The sequence below is a fragment of the Mycobacterium sp. 852013-51886_SCH5428379 genome (assembly GCF_001665575.1).
In the GTDB taxonomy this organism is placed as follows: Bacteria; Actinomycetota; Actinomycetes; order Mycobacteriales; family Mycobacteriaceae; genus Mycobacterium.
Map to the genome: position 1 here is coordinate 78,426 of NZ_LZSU01000036.1, position 18,617 is coordinate 97,042.

Annotated in this window: 8 protein-coding genes; 2 read left to right on the forward strand and 6 right to left on the reverse strand. The window is 60.0% G+C overall.

The window, feature by feature from the left end; all coding sequences use genetic code 11:
* Nucleotides 1-242 precede the first annotated feature (242 nt).
* Nucleotides 243-1,397 carry an ImmA/IrrE family metallo-endopeptidase gene (locus A5757_RS15110; RefSeq protein ID WP_066835506.1) on the forward strand — a complete coding sequence of 385 codons (1,155 nt, stop codon included), beginning with the start codon at nucleotides 243-245 and terminating at the stop codon, nucleotides 1,395-1,397.
* Nucleotides 1,398-1,403: 6 nt separating this feature from the next.
* Here A5757_RS15110 and A5757_RS23200 read toward each other — a convergent pair whose 3' ends face one another.
* The 3 genes from A5757_RS23200 to A5757_RS15120 all read right to left on the reverse strand — a co-directional run bounded on the left by A5757_RS23200 (nucleotide 1,404) and on the right by A5757_RS15120 (nucleotide 10,387).
* A complete protein-coding gene (locus tag A5757_RS23200) occupies nucleotides 1,404-3,830 on the reverse strand; it encodes a hypothetical protein (RefSeq protein WP_156618422.1) in 2,427 nt (808 codons plus the stop codon).
* Nucleotides 3,827-5,164 carry a triacylglycerol lipase gene (locus A5757_RS23205; RefSeq protein ID WP_231983997.1) on the reverse strand — a complete coding sequence of 446 codons (1,338 nt, stop codon included), beginning with the start codon at nucleotides 5,162-5,164 and terminating at the stop codon, nucleotides 3,827-3,829. The genes A5757_RS23200 and A5757_RS23205 overlap by 4 nt, the downstream gene beginning before the upstream one ends.
* A gap of 333 nt (nucleotides 5,165-5,497) precedes the next feature.
* Complete coding sequence (locus tag A5757_RS15120) at nucleotides 5,498-10,387, reverse strand: DEAD/DEAH box helicase (protein ID WP_066835508.1); 4,890 nt, start codon at nucleotides 10,385-10,387, stop codon at nucleotides 5,498-5,500.
* A gap of 107 nt (nucleotides 10,388-10,494) precedes the next feature.
* On the opposite strand from A5757_RS15120, the gene A5757_RS15125 reads away from it, so the two are divergent.
* Entirely contained in the window at nucleotides 10,495-12,573 is a 2,079-nt protein-coding gene (locus tag A5757_RS15125) for a DUF262 domain-containing protein (RefSeq protein WP_066835518.1), read from the forward strand.
* A gap of 151 nt (nucleotides 12,574-12,724) precedes the next feature.
* Here the strand turns inward: A5757_RS15125 and A5757_RS23210 are convergent, their stop codons facing one another.
* From A5757_RS23210 to A5757_RS15140, 3 genes are all read right to left on the reverse strand, one after another.
* Nucleotides 12,725-14,116, reverse strand: coding sequence for a hypothetical protein (locus A5757_RS23210; protein WP_197497352.1), 1,392 nt, complete (start codon nucleotides 14,114-14,116; stop codon nucleotides 12,725-12,727).
* A 372-nt stretch (nucleotides 14,117-14,488) separates the two neighbouring features.
* On the reverse strand, nucleotides 14,489-17,611 hold the full coding sequence (locus A5757_RS15135) for an RND family transporter (protein WP_030133881.1): 3,123 nt from the start codon (nucleotides 17,609-17,611) through the stop codon (nucleotides 14,489-14,491).
* 273 nt (nucleotides 17,612-17,884) lie between these two features.
* Nucleotides 17,885-18,526 carry a TetR/AcrR family transcriptional regulator gene (locus A5757_RS15140; RefSeq protein WP_011777634.1) on the reverse strand — a complete coding sequence of 214 codons (642 nt, stop codon included), beginning with the start codon at nucleotides 18,524-18,526 and terminating at the stop codon, nucleotides 17,885-17,887.
* Nucleotides 18,527-18,617 lie beyond the last annotated feature (91 nt).

Below are 18,617 nucleotides of genomic sequence, written 5' to 3' on the forward strand. Positions count from 1 at the left end.
GTCGTCTTGGTCTGGGCCGGCGGTTCATCTAACCCAGACACCGCAGGCTGGATAGGTCTACCTACGCTAAGCCATGACAACCCTTGGCTCGCAGTGCAACGTGTTTGGTGGCATCAGGCAGGCGGCGGAGGTATGCGGACCGACCGTACTCGGCCAACGGGGCCGGGTCCAGACACATTCGAACGAAGGCCGCTTCCTCAGCCGGAGATTCGCCTGAAGCCGAAGCCTAAGACGGCAGGGGAATGAGCGATTTAAGTGATGCGGTTCAGGCTGCGCGCCGACGTCGGGGTAGCGGCTCCGTCGCGACGTTCAGCGGAGCACGCCTATCCATCGCGCGTCGTATGGCTCGCATGTCCCGTGCTGAACTTGCGGCATTAGTCGACATATCTCCCACTGCTATCACGCAGCTTGAACGAGAGCAGTACCGGCCGACAACCGCCGTGGCCGCCGAACTAGCACTTCGGTTAGGGCTACCACGCGAGTTCCTGATGCGCAGTGTGGGCGATCAGTCGATACCCGCTGCGTCGGCGCATTTCCGCTCGCTTCGTGCTACGCCGGCCATCAGTCGCGATCAGGCTCTCGCGCACGCGGAACTCGCGTTAGAAGTTCTCACCGCCGTAGAGGACTTCGTTGATCTTCCGCCGCCGAGCTTGCCGTCGTTGAAGGGTTACTTCGGCGAAGTATCCCAAGCCGACATCGAACGTGCCGCAGCGGAAGCCCGGCAGATGCTAGGGATCACTGAGGGGCCGATTCCCCATGTGGTCCGACTCCTCGAAGCAAGAGGAGTCCTAGTTCTCCGCTATCCGGGAGACCAATTTGACAGGCGCGTGGACGCATTTTCGACGACCGCGACTGAGCGTCCGGTCGTGCTGCTCTCTTCGATGAAGGATGACAAAGCCCGAAGCCGATTTGATTGTGCTCACGAACTCGGGCACCTGCTGCTGCATCCAGATGCGGAACCGGGCTCGAAAGTGATTGAGAACCAAGCGCAGGACTTTGCCTCCGCGTTTCTGGCACCTGCTGATGAGGTCATCGACGACCTTCCCCGTACCCTCAACTGGGACATGCTGCATGCGGCGAAACGACGCTGGGGTATCAGTCTGCGCGCTCTCGTTTATAGGGCTCACAGTCTTGGATTGTTCTCCGAGTCTGCGTACAAGCGCGCCAATGTTGCTCTATCAAGCTGGGGGACACCTGAACCCGGCCCGCTCGGTCCTCCGGAGTCGCCGTCTCTACTTGGTGCCGCGGTTGCGCTATTGGCCGAGAACGGTACTACAAAAGAAGACCTGGCACGGCATGCCGCCGTGTCACAGCAGCAGCTTGAGCTGGTTGTTGCGGCAGCCACGGACAACCGCCCGAGTGTTCGGCCAGATTCGACACTTGCAGTCCACGACTGACGCGATTCAAGAGTTCGCTGGCCCTCGTAGACGCGAAATGAGTTCACCTGCTTCGTCTCTGACTCGCCGCGACGGATGAGCGCCCGAAACATGCTCCACAGCAGACACCAGCCGAGGGTCAACTCTAAGGGACCCGTTTGCCAGACCCCGGATTGCTAAGAGCGGCGCTATCATTCCGTCGGAATGAATCAGATCAATTAGCCGGAGAACGCAAGGCTCAGACCCAGCGGAAACTGGATTTGACAGCAGGGCCAGGGCGTTCGCGGCATAGCCCTGCATTTCTGCGTTTTGCTGATAGCTAGATTGAAGAGCTAGTGGTGTCAGCCACAAATAATCAGCCCTTGCGGCCAGCATCGATAGGCATTTTGCTGCTTCGATGCGAGCTCGTGTTGAGTTCATGCCAGCGAGACTCGTCAACATGCCCATAAGCTCGGGTTCCTGGACGAGTTGCCATGATCCAGCCAGCCGGACACCAGCAGGATATGGGCGGATCGAATCTGCTTCTACCGGCATTGCATCCCGTGCGGTCAGAAGGCTGTCGAGGCCCTCAACGACGGTATCCGTGTGTTCCGCCGGGAGCTCGATACCGGAGGTCAAAACTCGATCAATCGCGCGGGTCTTGTACTTCCTCGAGACTCTGGGGTCCAGAAGGAACGCGAGGAACGGAGCCCAGACACGGGTGATTCCCAGGCGTATGAGATCCACCGCGAGTTGAGCCGGATCCAGGCCGCCTCCCGGGAACCTGCCCTTCTGATTCGCCAATTGCAGATCAATGATCTCGGCGACCACAATATCTGCTGCCGCGTTCAATTGTTCTGGTGGAACGCGGTGGCCAGAAAGTGCGTCGCCGATTACCTCACCAGCCCCAGTGACGTTCGAAACCGTCTGACCTTCTGCCACGAACTGAACGCCCAACTTCTGACGGGCGACGTCTCGTGTGTATGTCCAGAGATCGGCATCTTCGATCCACGCGGCCCAATCGGCACCGCCTTCTGATTCGCGCCAGTCATCACCGACCTCGATACTCTGGAACGCTTTGGCGTAGGCGAGATCTACTGATTGGTCGTAGTTCTCACCGTTGAGATCCGTGCTGGCCTGCCGAACATCGCTCAAGAGTTTTCGTACCGTCTCGTCGGTTTCACCCGCAGCATTCGCCAGCGATGCGACAGTAAGCCAGCTGCGTTCCAACCGAGCGAAGTGGGCTGACCATCTCCCCGGATCGTTTGTTGGGCTACCTGCATCAATTAGACCCAAGACAGCAGACAGCGCGCGGGCAGCCTCAGGTTCTGATAGGAGATCGGCCGCAGCCCGAAGTACAGAAAGATCAGAGCTACGAACGTGACCGGGCGTTAATCTTCGGGCGATGACCTGGCGGGCATCGGCGCTAAGGGCGGCTAACGGGCCGCCTAATCTCACTCGGTCGAGTGCGAGCATCAAGTGATCGCTATGCCGCCCGTAACGCAGCAGCCTTAAGCAGTCAGCATAGTTTGTGCCAGTCTCGCTTAGTTCCGCTTCAACTAGTCTAAGAACAGCTAGATTTTGCCGCGACTCGTACACTGCTCCCGATCCGTACAATTCATTGCGAAGATTCACGTAGAATAGGTCGGAACTAGTGTTTCCGAACCTAATGGATCTGTCGCTGTAAAGCCGGCGAAACTGCGACTCCACGAAACGTTCGTACTGCTCTGCTTCTGTGCGGTGAATAATCAGTATTTCTTCGGACCGCCCATGCTGCACAATGGATCGCCAATCTATTGCGTCCTCGTTCCCCAGCTCAGACGGTGTAAATGTGTTGGGAATAGTTGACCAAATCGCATACTGAAGCGCCTCACAAATTCTGCGGATGGTGTCGCCCGAGTCAGTTGTGCTGCCTTTCCCGACGCTGAAAGCTGGAACGGCTTCTGGTCGAACCTCGGCAAGGAGTGAGTTAGCTTCACTGCTCAGCCGCGTGTCCTTTGATCCCCAATCACGCCTTCGAAGGCTTAATTGCTGCAGTAAACAGATGCGCACCAGTTTATGCGATAAATCCGCGTTTGCGGCTGTTGCATCTAGGCCGAGAGCCAGAATCTTCTCGACGGATTCGCGCTCTTCGAGCTCGGCCAGGGCAGATGCGGCGACTAAGGTCAAAGCGCAGCGTACGCCGAGGTCTAGATCTTCTTCCACCAACAACCCGAACAGATCCGTCGTCGCTGCGCGTAGCGTAGAGTCGGCGAACGTCTTTAACGCGAGTTCGGCGCCTAGGGTTTCAGAGTCTTTGTGCGAAGGTTCGGTTTCAATCTTTGCCGTCGTCGATGGCCACCGAGCTGTAGACCTGCCCAGGATAGCGGTCGCGAGAATTACGTGTGGTTGACGATCATATTCCGGAACTGGAAAGTTTGGATGAGCGGCTATATCGTGGGGCCGGAGAACCGCGGCTAGCCATTCCAGCTTCATCTGTATTCCTCGATATCGGCAAGGCGCCTGTAAGGCGACGGCGGCTGGAGAATATCGCCCAGTGAGGTCTCTTGAAAATTAGCGAAATTCATTGATTCAGTAAGAATTGAGTCCAACCATTTTCGCATGAGCAACTTGAGCTGAACAGAACCTGATGCCCCTTCAATGTAGAACCGCCGGTACGGGCGGTTGGGGGCCAGCCAGGCCTCCATCTTTGTGCAAGCTTGCGCACAATCTCTGCCGACTGGCGCCATCGCGACAGTTAGGCTGTTCTCTTGCTGGTGGCGTCGTTGCGCTTCTAATACAATTTTGTGCTCGGACTCCGGCGTCGCGAGCACGCGTTGAGTACTGTGGACAGAAATCAGCAGGTCAATCCCAGCAGCATCCTCGGCAAGTTGACCTTTATCGTGAATCGCCACCTCAGTCCGGTCGCTACTATGCTCGAGAGCGACTTCATGTCGAGCCTGATCGTATATAGTTCGATATTCGAAACCACTCGTGTCGGTCCACAATTCAGCGAAAAACAGGGCACGACGTTTCGATTTCTCGACTGAGTGTGTTGCTGCATGTGCGCGGCCCCGGAACCATTGCGCCCGCAATTGATCGATACGCCTTTTTTCGCGACATAGCCATGTAACTTGTCGCGAGGTGGCGGAAGTAGGTTTTGGCAACTGCCCATGGTCTAGATCTGGGTAGTAGATTCGATCAGCCGGCATCCCGTAGGTCACGCTGAATTCTTCTGCAACAGCATCGGCATTGCCCATGCACACAAATCGAGGAATCAAGAACGGCTTACGACCCGGATCTGCAACTGCTTCGCTTTCGACGTTATTAGTGAAGAATTTCTCAGTGGACGTGATTCTCTCTGAGAATCGGGCCAACCACTTGAATTCGCGGTAGAACCAGGTCAATAGTGGCAAAGCCATCCAATTGCCGGCGCGAGGGCTGCCGAGAAGGAACATGCCTCCAATTATCGTGCTGAACGTCTTGTGGTTGTATGTGTGTTGATTTAGATAGTTTTCGATCGCGACATGCGCCAATAACCCACCGAGACTGTGGCAGACAAAATAGATCGAGCTATAAGTTGCCGAAAGCTCTCGAATAGACTCCGCGAGACGTTCGGCTGCGACTGGAAGATTGACCTTTCGTTTCAGTGCAGCGATATGTCCCGTGTCGTACCTAAATATTGCGACGTCGATTGCTGTGCCGTCGGGAGTGCCGTTAAATATGTACTTGGGAAAGTCTAGCCATGTTCCATAGCCGTCACCGTCAAATCCATGGACAAATATAGCAAGCGTTTGTCCAGGACGGCCGGGATTCCGGTGAAGGTTCATGCCCGACTCGTCGAAATCGCATCGTGAGAACGACGACTGTGGGCAGTCGTTGTAATACACGGGCGAGCGATTTAGGACTGGGGGCATGGGCAGGCGGTATTATCGTACAAACCTAGTTCCTTTGAAGGGGATGATCGCATTCTATTGAAATGTTCAGGCGCGTCGTGCCCATTGCTTCGCGGCGCGCAATGTCGCAAGTGTGTGCCCATGCGCTAATTCTTGTCCTGATTAGACACGCTAGAACCGCACCGGGTCGCGGCGGTGATTCGGTCTGCGCGGTGGATGAAATTGACGGTCGACCGCTCCCTTTCGCGCAGGGACTGCTCGATTCGTTTACTCATCAGGAGCCTCGGCCAAGAGTGTGACTAGCTTGGCCGTTTCCACACTGACGGTCGTAACCCTCTTGATGAGGTTAACGATATAGGTCGGGTCGTTGTGCTCGTCACACCAGTCGTTGGGGTCGTTGACGATGCCGGACGCTTTGTCAGTCTTGACTTGGTAGCGATCGATAAGCCATTCAAGTGCGGTGCGCGAGCCGAGGATGTACTCGTGCGCGGTGTCGGGGATACCAGCGATGGTGATGCGGCCGTTGTACAGAATCGCTGATTTGTCGGTCTTCGAACGCCAGCGCATCTTTGCGACTCTCCATGTTTCGCGATCTTTGGGGTCGGTTCCCGATTTGAGGTTCACTTCCAGCGGATAAGGCTCTGACTGTTCGTAATTGAGATGAAGCTGCGCAAGCTTGCGGCCGATGTCGGCAACGAACTTGAAACGTTCAGCACCGTTCGGTGTAGGCACGTGCGGAAGCATCTTCTTCAAGTCAGCGGCGTAGCGGGATCGGTACGCAGGGTCGTGCAGGATGCCGTAGACGTAGTAAAAGATGTCATCTTTTTCGACCGGGGCTCGGATTGCGTCCCGGTACCACACGAGTATCTGGTCGGTGATGTTGTCGAGGCGACGGTAGCCGTGTTCATCGACGTCACCATTTTCGGATAAGTCCAGCGTTCCCTCGTCAGCCTTCTGGTACCTCCAGCGGGTGAAGAACTGAGCGGTGTCAAGCAGATGCAGATTGGGTAGCTCAGAGGTGATGAATGGCGTGAACTCGAAGTGTGATGCAGGGCCTGTAAGAACTATCCCGACATTCTTATGCCTTGGGGTGGGGAATAAGGCGGGCAGCTGATACAGCATTGCGTTCATATCCCGGTGGAAGTAGCAGTACTGCTTGGTGAACGGCCTGTACATCGCAGGTGTAACTGCGGAATCCACGTAGCGATACTCACGGTTCTTAACGAGGTCTTGTTTTGCGTTGCGGTTCCAGCTGATTCGGTCCAGACGCATATGCTGCGGGTGGGTATCGAGGAATATGTTCACCGCATCTTCAATTCGCTTCGTGGAGTCCGCGGCTAGCGTGGCGAAGTCCGTGCGGGCATCCTCATAGGTCCCGATCATCGTCTTGACTTGCGTCTCGAGTTTGCTCTTGGAGAAGTTGTAGCACCAGGCATCTCTGCCCGTTGCGAGGCCGAGGGAATAGGTGGCGAATACGCTTGGCAGACTTGAATCGTCGCCCTTCTTTCGTCCGAGCGCCGGCCATGAACCAAACGCTGAGTTGCGTTGGTTAATCCAGTCACCCTCCTCGCTAGGGACAATATCCCTCCACTCGGGACTGTCGAGAGTGCTGTCGGAGACAATCCGAAGCTTCTGCTCGCGACTGAGATACTCGCCAACATCGCGGTAGTGAATCTGGCAAGAGCCTGCGTGGGCAGGGGCCTTTACTCCTATCAGGATGGCTACGGTGTTTCGGCTGCCCCCGCCGAAGACCTTGCCGCCTTCTCTGCGTGACAGTTCTCCCGCGGTGCGTTGATTGCCGCGCAGGTTGTACACGTAGATATGGCTGTAGTCCTCAGCGAGGGTTAGGCGTATGCCGTCTGCGGTGTTGCCGTCGATCCAGCCACCGTTGGACACGAAGGCCACAACGCCGATGTCGCCAATCCTGTCTGTAGCCCAACGGAGAGCGCGGATGTAGGAGTCGTAGAGCGTCCGTTGGCTGCGCGCCGTTGAGCGCCTTGCATAGGTAGCTTCAATGCGGCGGTCCAGGGTGGGGTATCTGTTGTTGGCGTTGAGATCGTTGGCACTGGTCTGTCCGACGCTGTAGGGCGGGTTGCCAATGATGACGCCAATTGGAGTCGCTATCTCTGCGGCAATTCGTTCGTTGTTCGCCGCGAAGACCTCTGCGTCGAGTGTGTCGTCGGCTTCGTGGATCTGGAAGGTATCGGCCAAGACGATGCCGGGAAATGGCTCGTAATCATCGGCGCCGGTGGTCTTGCCGGTCAGAGCGTGATACGTAGTTTCGATGTTCACCGCGGCGATGTAATACGCGAGCAGCATGATCTCGTTGGCGTGAAGCTCTTCTGAGTACTTGCGTTTCAGATCGCCAGGAGTGATGAGCCCGGATTGCAGTAATCGGGTCAGGAAGGTGCCTGTGCCGGTGAAGCCGTCAAGGATGTGCACGCCTTCGTCCGTCAAGCCTTTTCCGAGATGGGCGCGGCTGGCGTGGTCGGCGGCTCGGAGGATGAAGTCGACTACTTCCACCGGGGTATAGACGATGCCGAGAGCATCGGACTGCTTCTTGAATGCGGTTCGGAAGAACTTTTCGTAGAGGTCGGCTATCAGGTGCTGTTTACCGTCAGCGCTGACAACCTGTTCGGCGCGTAATCGCACTGAGTCGTAGAACTTGTCGAGGCGGGCAGTCTCGGATTCGAGGCCCGTGCCGTCGAGAGCATCGACCATCGCCTGCATCACCTTGGAGACAGGGTTGTGGATGGCGAAGTCGTGGCCGGCAAACAACGCATCGAACACCGGCTTCGTGATCAGATGTTGTGACAGCATGCTGATTGCATCCGAGCGGGTAACGGAGTCATTGAGATTGTCACGCAACCCTTTTAGAAACCAATCGAACTGCTCGATGACCGCTTTATCGGCGCTCGGGTCATCGAGTATGGCGTTGATTCTTGTGATTTGGGCTTGGGCGATGTCTGCGACGTCGGTAGCCCATTGGTCCCAGTACACGCGTGTGCCGACTTTATCGACGATGCGTGTGTAGATGGCCTCCTGCCATTCCGATAGCGAGAACAGCGCCATCTGCGCTGGCACAGCTTTCGTCGGCACTTCGGTGTCGCCGTCAGTACCGTTCGCCGTCGGACCGATGTGGCCGCCAAGAAGGCGGTTGTTGCCCTGGCCGGTCTTCTTGTCGGTCTGGTTGAGCGCGATGCTGTTGATCATCGCGTCGAATCGTTCGTCGTGAGAGCGCAAAGCGTTGAGCACCTGCCACACCACTTTGAATCGCACATTGTCAGCCAGCGCGGTGGCTGGGTCGACACCCGCGGGGACTGCGACGGGCAGGATGACATAGCCGTAGTCCTTGCCGGGGGATAGCCGCATGACACGCCCGACGGATTGCACGACGTCGACTATGGAGTTGCGCGGGTGCAGGAACAGAACCGCATCGAGGGCCGGCACGTCCACGCCTTCGGATAAGCAGCGAGCGTTGGTGAGGATGCGACATTCGCCTTCAGCGACTGGCGATTTGAGCCAGGCTAGTTCGGCGTTGCGTTCCAGCGCGTTGAAAGTGCCGTCGACGTGGTGCACCTCGCAAGCGAGGTCGCGATTGGTGCCCTCGACGGGGTGCCCCTCGTTTTCCTGCTTGTTTAGGGATTCCTGGTAAGCGGTGACGACGCGGGGAAAGAGGTCGGCAATGTGCTTGGAGGTGGCGATGTCTTTAGCGAAGGCGACCGCTCTCTGCATCGGAGGCTCACCGAGGGTGAAGCTGGGAGTTCCGTCGGCGGTGGCGCCTGCGCGTTTTGCGAGCCCGTTCCAGCAACCGATGATTTTGGAGGCGTCGTCGAGGTTTGGGATCTCGCCGAAGATGGCTTGCTGCTGCTGCAGGGGTGCAGCCATGACCGATTCGTCGACGGTCAGCACGAGGACTTTGTAGTCGGTGAGCAGTCCGTGTTCGACCGCATCCCCGAAGGACAGGTGGTGAAACTCCGGGCCGTAGCGCAGCTCGTCGTCCATCGACACCAGCTCGGCGGAATGTTGGTCGGCTTTGTCTTTCACGGCGTCGCTGAAGATGCGCGGAGTGGCTGTCATGTACAGCCGCAGGTTGGCGTGCAGGTAGCCGTTGTCGTGGATGCGGACAAAGTTCGAGTCGTCTTCGCCGGCCAAGGTGACGCCGGTGGTGCGGTGGGCCTCATCGCAGATCGCGAGGTCGAAGTCGTCCAACCCCAGCGTTTGCGCGTCGGCGACAGTCGGCAGCGACTGATAGGTCGAGAACACGACGGTGAGGCCCTTAGCGCGCTTACGGTGCGCCATGGCGTCGACGAGGTTGGCGGGGCTTGTGGTGACAGGGATGGGGACGTCGTGGACGTTGAAGTCTTCGGCGTTTCGCAGCCGTCCAACTTTGGTGTCGGAGCACACGGCGAATGCGCGTATGTCGAGTGCGGTTTGGGCGGTCCACTCGCGCAGCGACTGGCTTAATAGCGAGATAGACGGGACCAGGAACAGGATGCGGGCGGTGCCACCGTTTTCGCTGGCGACGCGCTCGGCGAGCTTGAGGGCGGTGAACGTCTTGCCGGTGCCGCACGCCATGATCAGCTTGCCGCGGTCATTGCCGACCGCGTATCCGGCCAGCACTGCGCCGATCGCCTCGACCTGGTGTGGGCGCGGTTGCTTACGTTCGGCGGGGGACAGCTCGATGGTCAGGCTGTCCTGCGGCCAGGCAATGTCCCAGTCGATGGGTGATTCGGCGATGTCTGCGAGATTTATCCGCTGCACCGGGATGGCCTGATCGTCCAGGGCGTCCTCAGCGTTCTTTCCCCACTTGTCCGTCGTGGAGATGATCACGCGGTTGGTGAAGGGTTTCTTGCCTGAGGCGGTGAAAAACGAGTCGATATCTGCCTTGGCAAGAGTGTGCGTGGGCTCGTAAAACTTGCATTGGATGGCCGTGTAATTGCCTGTGTCGCGCTCGCGTGCCACCAGGTCGATACCGGTATCGGGCTTGCCCTGACGGTCCGGCCAGTCGATCCAACGCCAGACCGATTCGTACTGCTGGTTTAGCGCCGGATCGAGTTCGAAGAAGCGCACCATGAGCTGTTCAAACAAGGTGCCGCGGTCGACGTTGGTCGGCGCTCGACGGAACGCGTCGATAACGTCGTTAATCGATCCCAAACCCGCCCCCTTCGGGCAACGCCGTCGTAGATTGCCCTCTCGGGAAGAACATAGTCACAAACGCTACCGACAACATCCAACGGCGCCGCCTGACTATCCTGCGTTAGATGCGTGCCAAGGAGGGGACCTTCCGCGATCTGATGACGCAGGACCGCCAGTTTCAGGTGCCGCTGTACCAGCGGCACTATCGCTGGAAGACAGGTCAGCAAGAAGATCTGTGGCAAGACATCGCCGAACAAGACCGAGCGCTTGCGGACGGGAGCGCGGTCCCGAAGCACTTCATCGGCAGCATCGTGGCGGTCGAGAAGGATGCCGACCCGCTGCATGACTTCCGCGAGTTTCGCGTCGTCGACGGTCAGCAGCGTCTGACTACATTGTCCGTCGCGCTCGCAGCTCTGCGGAATGTCGCGGCGCTTGACGATCCTGACCAGTTCGACCGGCTCAACAAGAAATACCTAATCAACGACACCGAGCCGAAGGGGTCGCCCAGGTGGGCGCGCCTAGTGCCGGGCGACGAAGATGCTGCTCCGTACTGGACAGTGCTGACCGACCCGGCCGACGTGTCCGGCCACAGTGCGATCGTGAACGCCTACCGATTCTTCCATCGCAAGATCAGCACTCTCCGCGAAGCCGGCGAGCTTGTCCCGGAACGGCTCGCGACGACGATCGGCGATCGGTTGGCGCTCGTCTTCGTGACTGTTTCCGAAGGCGAGCGGCCCCACAAGATCTTCGAGTCGATCAACGCGACTGGTGTGGGGCTGACGCAATCTGATCTGTTGCGCAATTACCTATTCATGGCGCTGGGCCCCCGCTCGAACACGGTCTATACGCAGCACTGGCGTCCACTCGAAAAGGCGCTAGGAGTGGAGGGCCTGGAAGGGCTGGTTAGGGACGATCTTCAGTCGACGGGCGATTTCGTCAAGCAGGGCGATGTTTATCGAGCAGCCCGAAGCCGCCTCGAACCGTCAGCAGCGGATCTCGATTTCCTCGAAGAACACGTCAAGCGGCTTGCGCGAAGAGGCGCCTACTATTCGCTGTTCCTGCAACCAGCAGATCCGAACTCCACGGCATCGGATCTCGGACTTAGCAAGAAGGCGCTGAGGCACTTGGCATTCCTGCGTGGCTGGGGTGCCGGCACGACGTATCCGCTGCTGCTCCACATTTACGCCGAAGTCGATGCCGGCCGCGCCACCACCGCGCAAGCTGAGTCCTGCCTCGAAGCGATCGAGTCCTTCATCGTCAGGCGCTACGTCGTCGATGTACCGACGAACGTATTGAACCGGCTCTTCATTGCCGTGATCAACAATCTTCCCCAGGGTGAGCCGATTGACGTGGCGGTGCGTCGAGAGCTGTCACGGGACAAACGGTGGCCCGACGACGAGCGTGTCCGCGACGGGATCGCCAACGTGCACTACTACTCCAATGGGCGGGCCCACCAGCAGCGGTTGGTTCTACAGCGCCTGGAATCCCATTTACGAGCCGAGGTTGATCTCGACTTCGACTCTGCCAAGCTCTCAATCGAACATGTCATGCCGCAGACGCTCAGTGAGGGCTGGAAGAAGCACCTGGTGGATGCCGGTCACGAGCCGCGCGAGGTCTTCGAGCGGCTCGGCCACACGCTAGGAAATCTGACGCTGACGGCGTGGAACTCGAAGCTTTCGAATCAGCTGTTCGAGCGCAAGCAGGAGATTCTGCAGAATTCGGACCTTAAGCTGAACGAGCATCTCGCCGCCGCTTCCCAGTGGGGAGTCGATGAGATTCAGGCGCGTTCGCAGGTGCTCGCCGACGCTGCAATCGCGCTGTGGTCGGCCCCTGTGCCGGGGGTTGTAACGGCGCACTCTGGGTTCGACTGGACACGGGTCGACGATGCCGTTGCAGCGCTGCCGGCAGGCTCGTGGACCTCCTACGGTGACCTTGCCGAACTAGTAGGTACGGCGGCACAGCCGACGGCAAATCACATCGCACACGACCCCGCGGTGACGAACGCCTACCGTGTCCTCAGCAGCGATGGGTCCATCAGCTTCAAATTCCAGTGGCATGACCCGGCCGACACCCGAGATCCGATGGAAATGCTGATCGGCGAGGGGATCGAGTTCGACGACAACGACAAGGCCTCGCAGGCGCAACGCCTAGGTCCTCCTGAGCTCGAAGCTCTGCTCGACAACGTGCTGACCGAGGTGCAATGATCCGGCGCGCCCCCCGGACCGATCGTTGAGACATGACGTGCAAACGTCACTCGCCATCCTCGCGCAATACGTCAGGTAGGACGGGTGTCCGCGGGAGCGAGGCAGCTCATAGTCTCGGGCAGGAAGGCCGCGCACTGGCTGCACATCGGTCTCAGAACGAGTCCACACGTTCAATACTGACGAACATGCCGCGGCCGCTGGCAGCATTAGTGAAACGGGTTCCGTCCGCGCTCGCCTCGATGTTCCAACCGTTGAAATGTTCCACGGTCCCGTAAGCCAGCAGTACGTCTTGATTCGGATCTGCGCCGCCGATGTTTCCTTCGGCCCAAGCGAATGCGCCGCTAAAGTCCACGGTTGCGAGATTCCAGTGCGCTGCTCCGCCGGTGCTGGCAGGTGCCTGCGGAAAACCGTCAGCCGAGTTGCGTTCGCACGCAACAGATTCTTGGGAAATGGCACATCGAACCTGCCGAGACTGGGTGATCACGTACTGCGTTTGTGGTTGAACAGAGGGCACCGGCGCCGACGGGTGATCACGCTGCCAAAGCTCAACAGCCGGCTCGATATAGGTTTGTTTTGCCGTGATGATTGTCAGCCCATCGCCACGCACTTGGTACCGCGTTCCGTCAACGGTATTAACGGCGTCGAAGCCCCCAGGAACTTCGGTGACGTCAGTCAGGGCAATTGAGGCTCCGTCGCTAAGACGGCTTCCACGGTAGTAGTAATTAGAGCCCCGAAGGCAGACGACAAGGGTCGAATCTGAGGTAATCTGCGCGAGCTTTAGCTCATCCGCTGGTTCACAGCGGGCACCGGGGTGCTCGCGAAAGCCGCTTGCGTCCATGCCTGCTAGAGGTGGCGGTATCTCGGGAAAAGGGGTCGGTGTGACGGTCTGCGGTACGGGCTGCCGGATCGGAGCTTCAGGTGTCTCACGAGCGGGCGTATTCCAGCCGCAATTTTGCCCGCGAACCGGGAAGATATTCGGCACCGAATCAACGCGTCCTGCCACCATCTGGACGATCTGAATATCTGCTTTGAATTCGCCCTCGCCGAGGATCGTCGGCTGGTTGCTGAGGTCGAGACGCAAAGTGAGAATGCGCCCCTCGGTCGCGACAGAGGTCAAGACGTCGGGGTTCGCCGAGTCGAACTCAGACACGTCCGCGTACCAGCCTTGTCCGATGCTTGGTCGCGGGCCAGAGATCGCCACGACACCGTTCGCGTGGTGGGGCTCTATCAGGTAGTCGGTCAGGATGCTGCCGGGGGCATCCGTCGGCCCGAACTCGTTCCGAGCGACGCCCGGTTCCGGCGGAATCTGAAAGTTGAACTCGACGTCAAGCTGCAACTGATTCGGGTCGACGTGGGACAGCGTGATCTCGCGGACAAGCGCCGATCCGGGCGGATCCGCAGCTCGATCCGCTGGGTCTAATGCGCAACCCATAGTGTGTGGAAGCGCGTCCCATCGCACCGAATCTTGATCGGCTCCGAGCCCGCAGCCAGCTGTCGCCAGGCTTACTGCGAGGGTCCCAAGACCGATTACAAGCCGCTTCACCTTGCCAACCCCCGGCACTCGCCTAAGCCTCGTAACTACCGCGGGCAAGGCCCGAGGTGGACGCGTCGACGAGCGTAACAACGAAGACCTAGGAGCAGCCCCTATCGCAAGAGAAAGCGACCGAAGGTGGGCCTCTGCCGACGACCACTTCGGCGTGCATCCGGTCGGTTGTTTTGCGGGGATGTCCTAGCCCTCTGAGGACCGTCGTAATCGCCGGAATGTCGCTGTCACGTTGGGGCGCAGACGTGGCCAAGTCCGAATTTCGTCCGTCGTAACCGACGGATCATACTGGCGCAGGGGTCGTATTCATTCGGGGTGAATACGCCCTCACGCTGGTCGGCATGTAGCGCCGGGTATTGCTCTGTTCGCTTCTCACCTCTCCTGGACCAGCACGTGAGGTGCGTCCTTCATGCCTCCTGCGTTGGTCTGACCACGTCGCGGGTTTGTTGCTTTGGTGGGCCACCAGCTGGCTTCGCGTAGGAGTGTGGCGATGGCGGGCACGGTGAGGGTGCGCACGAGGAAGGTGTCGAGCAGCAGCCCGAAGCCGATGATGAGGCCGGCTTGGATCATGATGGCGACTGAGCCGACCATGAGGCCGAACATGCTGGCGGCGAATATCAGGCCAGCGGAGGTGATGACGGCTCCGGTGTTTGCCACGGTGCGCAGGACGCCGACGCGGATGTTGGTTCCGGATTCTTCGCGGAGCCGTGAGACGAGCAGCATGTTGTAGTCGGCGCCGACGGCGACGAGGATGATGAACGCCAGCAGCGGTACGGGCCAGGCGATTTCGTGGCCCAGTCCCCATTGGAAGACCACAACGCCGATGCCGAGCGAGGCGAGGTAGTTCAGCACGACGGTGCCTAGTAGGTAGAGGGGTGCCAGGAGTGCGCGCAGCAGTAGGACCAGGATGACGCCGACGATGATTATGGTGGCGATGGCCAGTTGTGCGAAGTCGGCCCATAGGAGTCGTTGGATATCGGAGTTGACGGCGGGGAAGCCGGCGACGGACACGGTGGCGTCGGCGAGTGACGTGTTGGGTCGTGCGGTGTTGGCGGTGTCGGTGATGCGGCTGGCGAGGTCCATCGCTTCAACGCTGTATGGGTCGTGGCTGCTTTCGATCATGAACCGCGCTGTTTTGCCGTCCGGTGAGAGGAATTGTTCGGCGACGTCGGTGAATTGCCGGTTCTCGAATGCGTTGGCGGGCAGGTAGAAACCGCTCGAGGAGTCGGAGTCGGCCGCTGCGCGTGAAGAGTTTTGCAGTTGGGTGGCGATCTGGCTCATGCCGGACAGCATTTCGATGTTGCTGTCGGCGAGGGTGCGGACGCCGGTGGCGAGTGCTTGGGCGCCGGAGGCCAGCTGTCCGATTCCGTCCTGCAATCGGCGGAGGTTGGTGGCGAGGTCGGCGGGGTCACCGAGGGCTCCGAATGCCTTGTCCAGCGAGGCGACTGCGTTTTGGACGTTGGCGAGGGTGCCACCGACTGTGGCATTGGTGGCGGGATCGTAGCGGTCCCCGAGGTCGGCGATCTGGGTGAAGAATCCGCTGTCGCGCAGAGTGACCAGGATCTTCACCTGGTCGCGGATTTGGGCGCATTGCGGGGTGGTGGCACACCACGGTGAGGTGTTGAGGGCGCCGACGAGTGGGTCGAGCTGGGTGATTGCGTTTTGGGCTTGGTTGGCCAGCGGTCGTAGTCCTGGGCCGGATTGGATGGCTTGGTCGACGGCGGGGGCAGTGGCGGAAAGCTGTTGCAGCAGTGGCCGGAATTGGTTGACCTGAGTTCCTGCGGATTGGGCTTGGGTGAGGATTCCGGCCAGTGGTGTGAGGGCGGTGCGCACGGTGCTGTCGAGTTGGGCGAGGCCGTCGGCGAGCTGGTCGGCGCCGCCGGTGAGTTTGGCGAGGTCGTCTTTGCGTGAGTTGCCCTCGGCGACCGCGCCGGCCATTTTGTCGCCGATCTGGCCGTTCTGCCAGGCCAGTTCTGCTTGGTCGAGGCGCTCTCCGGTGGGGCGGGTGACTCCGGAAACTTTGGTGACGCCGGGGATCTGGGAGACGCGGGAGGCCATCTCGTCGAGGTCGGCCAGTCCTTTCCCGGTCCGCATGTCGGTCGGGTTTTCCACGACGAGGAATTCGCTGATGACGACGTCTTTGCGGAAGTGGCGGTCCAGCAGGTGGTAGCCCTGGTTGCTGGCTGTGGTGTCTGGTTGTCCCTTGCGGTCGTCGTAGCTGATTTTGATGGTTGCAGCGGCTGCTGATAGGGCGAGCAGGATGACCAGGCTGACGATGAGTAGTGGCACGGGACGGCGGACCACGGCGACGGCGACGCTGTTCCAGTAGCGGCGGGTGCGGTCGGGTTTGGGTTCACCGATGCCGCGTTTGGCGGCTAGCGACAGCACGGGTGGCAGCAGGGTGACGGTGGCCAGAAATCCGAACAGCACGGCGATGGCGCACGCGGGGCCTAGGGCGGCGAAGACGCTGAGCCGCGCGAAGACCATGGCCAGGAACGCGAGTGCGACGGTGGCGGCGGAGGCGAGGATGACGCGCCCGATGCTGGCGGTGGCGTGGATGATGGCCTGATCGGCGGGTACTTGGGCGCGGCGCTGCTCGTGGTATCGGCTGATCAGGAACACGGTGTAGTCGGTTCCGGCGCCGAGCAGGATCGCCGTCATGAAGGCGACGGTGAACTGGGAGACCGGCATGCCCATCTCGCCGAGGGCGGACAGCACGCCGCGCCCGACTGCCAGGCTCAACCCGATTACCAGCAGCGGTAACAGCGCGGTGAACACCGACCGGTAGACGATCAGCAGGATCAGGGCGATCACGCCAGCGGTGGCGATTGAGATCAGCAGCAGGTCGTGCTCAGCGGAGGCGATCATGTCGCTGAAGGTCGCCGGTGGTCCCGTCACTTGCACGGTCGTGGTTGAGTCGGTGAACACCTCCGCGGCGATGTCGCGCACCGCGTTGACGGATTCTGCGGCCGTGGGGTCTCCGAGGGTGCCGGCGACGCCGACGGGCAGGTACCAGGCTTTGCGGTCGACGCTGACCGCCTGGGCTTCGGTAATCGGATCGGCCAGTAGGTCTTGCACCAGCAGGACGTGGTCGCCTTCGGTCTGCAACCGGCTCACGAGTTCGCCGTAGCGCTGCCGTGCAGTCGGAGTCAACCCATTGGGGTCTTCCATGGCGACAAACACCATGGTTTTCGAGCCTTCTTCGCCGAACGCGGCGCTCATGCGGTCAACCGTCTGCAAGGACGGCGCATCGCGAGGAATGAGGTCCACCGACTGTTGGCGCACCACGGTTTCCAGCTGGGGAAACAGCAGCGCGAGAACCACCGCGGCGCCCAGCCATACCCCGATGACCAGCGCTTTGTGCCGGAGGGTGAATCGGGCTAGCGCTGCCAACCGTTCGCTGTACTCGCGGGTGTCGGCCGGGTCGGGGGATCCGTTGGCGCGCCGACCAGAACGCGTGGCCTGGCTTGGGGAATCTGCAGTGCCGTCGGTCACTAGACCTCCACTGGTAGCGTAGCGATACTGTCGGTATCGCTACGCTACCGCATGTAGTGCACGTGGTGGCGGCCGCTATCGAGTAGGCCCGCGGCCGCGGTCACAGTAGGCAGAGGAATGGTCGAACACTCAGTTGGCTTCTGGAAGCCAAGGCCGACGCTGTTCAGTCGACGACACTGGCCTTGGATGTCGTTCAGGGTCTTGCTGTTGCTGGTCCTCGACGTTGACATCGAATGCACGGACGGCCACATCGCGTAGCGGGGCCGCGGGCCGCTACCTGTGGGGTCGGGCTTCGGTTGTGGCCGACTGGTCCGTGTTCTGCAGCAGCACGTAATTGCCGAGGCTGCCCAGGAAACCTGCGCAGTGCTGAACGAGTTCATCGGTGGTGAACTCGAGTTCTCCGTCGAGTCGGCGGCGCAAGACTTCGAATAGCCCTCCCACGCCCAAGGTCGAAGCCAAATGGGCAACCCCAACGGCGGAGTCGGCGATGTCGAGGTGGAGTCTGGCTTCGCGCAAGACGAGGTCGGTGAAACCCGCCATCAGTTCGCTGCGTAGCTCTCGGAGCAGCGGCTCGGTTGCAGATTCCACGAACAGGATCCGACCCAGCCGAGGGTCGTTGTCGATCATGCTGACCAGCCTGCGGATCGGCGCGTACGCCAGCACCTCCGGTGGCTCGCCGGCATCGGGGATCGCGTCGACTATCACCTCCTGGAAGGTGGCATAGAGCTGCTGGTAGACAGCCCGCAGGAGGGCGTCTCGGCCGGAGAAGTGCTGGTAGAAGTAGCGTGACGTGACGCCTGATTCAGCGCAGACGGCAGTCACAGTGGCGGCGGCAACACCGCGCGTGCCGATCAACTCGGTTGCGGCCTCGATGAGACGGGTGCGCCGGTTCCGGTGACGCTCCTCGGCGGACATCCCGCTATACACCCGCGCCGAAACCACGTGGATAGCTTGCCATCTAATTCTGACAAGGCTTAGAGTCAGATTGCCAGCGTGCCTTTGACGA